Source organism: Stenotrophomonas chelatiphaga (genome assembly GCF_001431535.1).
Taxonomy (GTDB): Bacteria; Pseudomonadota; Gammaproteobacteria; order Xanthomonadales; family Xanthomonadaceae; genus Stenotrophomonas; species Stenotrophomonas chelatiphaga.
The window spans coordinates 1-3352 of record NZ_LDJK01000109.1; the positions used below are offsets into that span (position 1 = coordinate 1).

Here is a 3352-nt window from a genome sequence, read left to right on the forward strand (position 1 = left end):
GGCGGGGTGGGTTGGCGGGACGCTGAGCCGCATGGATGCGGCGACGCAGCCTCCAAGGATGGATTCACGGCGTGTCCCGCCAACCCACCCCGTCCCGCCAACCCATAGCCCTGCAGCCCTTGACGTTGACGTTGACGTTGACGTTGACCTTGCCCACCCTCCGCACGTGACCTGTCGCTTTCAGCGATAATGCCCCCGCAGTCCCCCCACCGAACCGTGCGCAGGCTGCTGCGTGCGGGCGCCGTCCCGCGCTGTCGTTCCCTCCGGCCAGACCGGCTGGACCAGCACCTGAACAGCCCGACCTGCCCGCATGCGCACGCTCTCCAAACGCCTCAACCTGGGCTCGTTGATCCTTGCCCTGGCCCTGCTCAGTACCGTGGTGGCGCTGGCAAATACCCTGCTGGCCAGCTATCGCGTGCAGCGCGACCAGCTGATCAGCAGCACGCTGGAAGCCAATCGCGTCTACGCCAACAAGCTGGCCGAAACCACGCAGAACTTCGTCCTCTCATCGCAGCAGCAGCTCGCTTACACCGCCATGCTGCTCGGTCGCCACGGCATGGACGACCGCCGCGCGCAGGACGAGGCCAGCCGCCTGCAACTGCAGACCAACAGCTTCAACTCGGTGTTGATCGTCAACCAGACCGGCCTGGTCATGGCGACCTCGCCGCAGACGCTGTACCTGAAGGGCGACACGCTGCGCAGCGAAGGCAACCGCATCGCGCTGGAGCGGCGCCAGCCGATGATCAGCGACCCCTACGACTCGGCCACCGGCAAACTGCTGGTGGCGATGTCGCACCCGGTATTCGACGCCCAGGGCATGTATCGCGGCTACGTCAGCGGCACCATCTACCTGCGCCAGCGCAGCATCCTGCAGAGTCTGCTGGGCACCCATTACTACCGCGACGGGTCCTACCTGTACGTGGTGGACCGCAATGGCCGACTGCTCTACCACGCCGATCCCGAGCGGGTCGGTGGGTATGCACCGGGCAACAGGGTGATCGACGCCGTAGTGCGCGGGCAGCGCGGGGCAACGCAGGTCACCAACAGCCGCGGCGTGTCCATGCTGGCCGGATACGCACCGGTACCGGCCACCGGCTGGGGCATCGTGGCCCAGCGCCCCGCTGCATCCACCCTGCAGCCGCTTTCGCAGTTGATGTCGTCGGTGATCTGGCGTGCGATCCCCCTGGGCGTACTGTCGCTGCTGGTGACCTGGTGGTTCGCGCGGCGCATCTCGCTGCCGCTGTGGCAGCTGGCGCGCAACGTGCAGGAAGGTGACACCGGCCGTGCCATTTCCGATGTCGGTGGCATCCGCGCGTGGTACTTCGAAGTGGCGCAGCTCAAGCAGGCCGTGCTGTACAGCTTCAATGCACTGCAGGACCGCATCGGCACCCTCAACCGTGCCAGCCGCACCGATCCGCTGACCGGGCTGCTCAACCGCCGCGGGCTGCAGCAGGCGCTGGAAACGTGGAAGGCGCAGGGCCAGTCCTTCGCCATCCTCGCCCTGGACATCGATCGCTTCAAGGGCATCAACGACCAGCATGGCCACGCAGTCGGCGACCAGGTCATCGGCCACATCGCCGAACAGATGCGGCGCTACTCGCGCGATGGCGATGTGCTGTGCCGCAACGGCGGCGAAGAGTTCCTGATGCTGCTGCCCACCACCGATGCCGACGATGCCCTGCTGATCGCCGAGCGGCTGCGCAAGCAGATCGCGACCCAGCTACTGGATCCGGTCGGCCATGTCAGTGTCTCGGTGGGCGTCGCGCATTACCCGACCTTCGATGCCGATGCCGAGCAGGCCCTGCGCATGGCCGACAAAGCGCTGTACATGGCCAAGGAACAGGGTCGCAACCGCAGCGTGACCTACCCTTACCGCTGACCCCCGGTCGCGCCGAGCCGCGCTCGGCTCAGCGCGACCGTGAGTGGCAGGCCCGTGGTAGCGCCGACCCATGGTCGGCGAGCGCAGCGGTGCGTGCGGCCAAGGACCCCGCCGAGCGAGGCTCGTGCTACCTCAGCCCTGCAGCGGCGTCAGCAGCTTGGGCCCGTTGTCGATCCCGACCATGTAGACCCCACCATCGGGCAGAAGATCGGGCGCCGCATCGGTGTCGCCGTGCCCCACGTCCCACGTGGCGCGTTGCTTCGGGCCCGGAATATACGCCTGCCACTTGCCGTAGCGGTCGCCGTTGCCACCGTAGAAGTAGCGCACCGGCACGCGCACGGTCCAGAACGGATCATCGACGCGGGCACCGGTGGTGGGCGCCACGAAGGTCCATTTGCGTGCCGCACCGACCGCCGCGCGCGCCATGACATCCCGCATCCGCTGCATGGCGCGGGGCGACCCGGCCACGTACCCGTTCACCTGTTCGGCGATCACATCGTCGACCGTGCCATCGCGCGCCACGCGCACCAGCAGCAGCACCTCGCCCGCACCGCGCATATCCAGCAGTTCACGCGGGAACGAGGGGGGCGGCATGCTGTCACTGGCGACCCCGTCGGTCGCCTTGGGATCATAGTTGCGGAAGCTGGCGCTGCTCAGCACGACATCCATGCCGCCACCCTCCACCTGTCGCGCCACCAGACGCAGGTTCACCGGCGTTTTCGCTGCCACCGCCTTGCCATCACGCAGCACCGGCTCGAACCGCCACCGGGCCACGTTCTGCTTCAGGAAGTCCTGGATGTAAGGCTCGATCTTGTGCTCGTCCTTCAGCGTGAAGCCTTCGACCGAGCCATCCGGCGCGATGTCGATGCTGCCGCTGAGGACCATGCTGCCTTCGGCCTGCGCGCGCGCCGCACGTGCGCTCTGCGCGCTGGCATCCAGCGGTACCGCTGCGCTGCCTGCGCCAAGGGCCAGGGCCAATCCAAGAAAGATCGAAGTACGCATGCTGACTGCTCCGTGTCGATGTGCCCCGAGGGTAGCAAAGGCATCGGGCAGCGGCCACCTTACGCCAGGCGGTTTTCACGCGCATAGGGGGGCGTATCGGGATGCTCGCCCGCGGCGAAGCGCTCCTGCAGCGCGCGCCACCATGCCGGCTGGAACAGATGCCCGAAGTGCTCGCGCACCGCCGCCAGCTCAGCGGCAGGCAGGCCCATGAACGGAGCGAAGCGCTCGGGGAAGACATCACGCGGCCCGACATGGAACCAGGGCTCGTCAGCCAGCGCTTCTTCGGCATCGCGTGGCGCAGGCCAGTCGCGGAACACGCAGTCGCTGACCAGGCACAGCTCATCGTCTGACGCTTGTACACAGTTGACGCTGCCGTCGACTCCTTCAGTGGAGTTCTCGTTGGACGGGGAACCACGTACCAAGAACTACTACGACTGAGAGACTGAGTACAGGCTGACAACAGCACACACA

At 67.0% G+C, this 3352-nt stretch carries 2 protein-coding genes and 1 pseudogene; 1 reads left to right on the plus strand and 2 read right to left on the minus strand.

What is annotated here, in order from left to right; translation table 11 throughout:
- Positions 1 to 310 precede the first annotated feature (310 nt).
- Positions 311 to 1879: a sensor domain-containing diguanylate cyclase gene (locus ABB28_RS17135; RefSeq protein WP_057687570.1), complete on the plus strand. Its 1569-nt coding sequence runs from the start codon at positions 311 to 313 to the stop codon at positions 1877 to 1879.
- Positions 1880 to 2011: 132 nt separating this feature from the next.
- Here ABB28_RS17135 and ABB28_RS17140 read toward each other — a convergent pair whose 3' ends face one another.
- Together ABB28_RS17140 and ABB28_RS17145 are read right to left on the minus strand one after the other, a co-directional pair.
- Positions 2012 to 2881, minus strand: a complete 870-nt coding sequence (locus tag ABB28_RS17140) for an energy transducer TonB (RefSeq protein ID WP_057687571.1) — start codon at positions 2879 to 2881, stop codon at positions 2012 to 2014.
- A gap of 59 nt (positions 2882 to 2940) precedes the next feature.
- Positions 2941 to 3225: pseudogene (locus tag ABB28_RS17145) on the minus strand (isocitrate dehydrogenase kinase/phosphatase-domain containing protein); the annotation flags it as partial.
- Between the last annotated feature and the right edge of the window lie 127 nt (positions 3226 to 3352).

Coding starts and splice junctions, on each gene's coding strand:
- ABB28_RS17140 (WP_057687571.1), bottom strand. CDS start 2,881: ATGCGTACTTCGATCTTTCTTGGATTGGCCCTGGCCCTTGGCGCAGGC.
- ABB28_RS17135 (WP_057687570.1), top strand. CDS start 311: ATGCGCACGCTCTCCAAACGCCTCAACCTGGGCTCGTTGATCCTTGCC.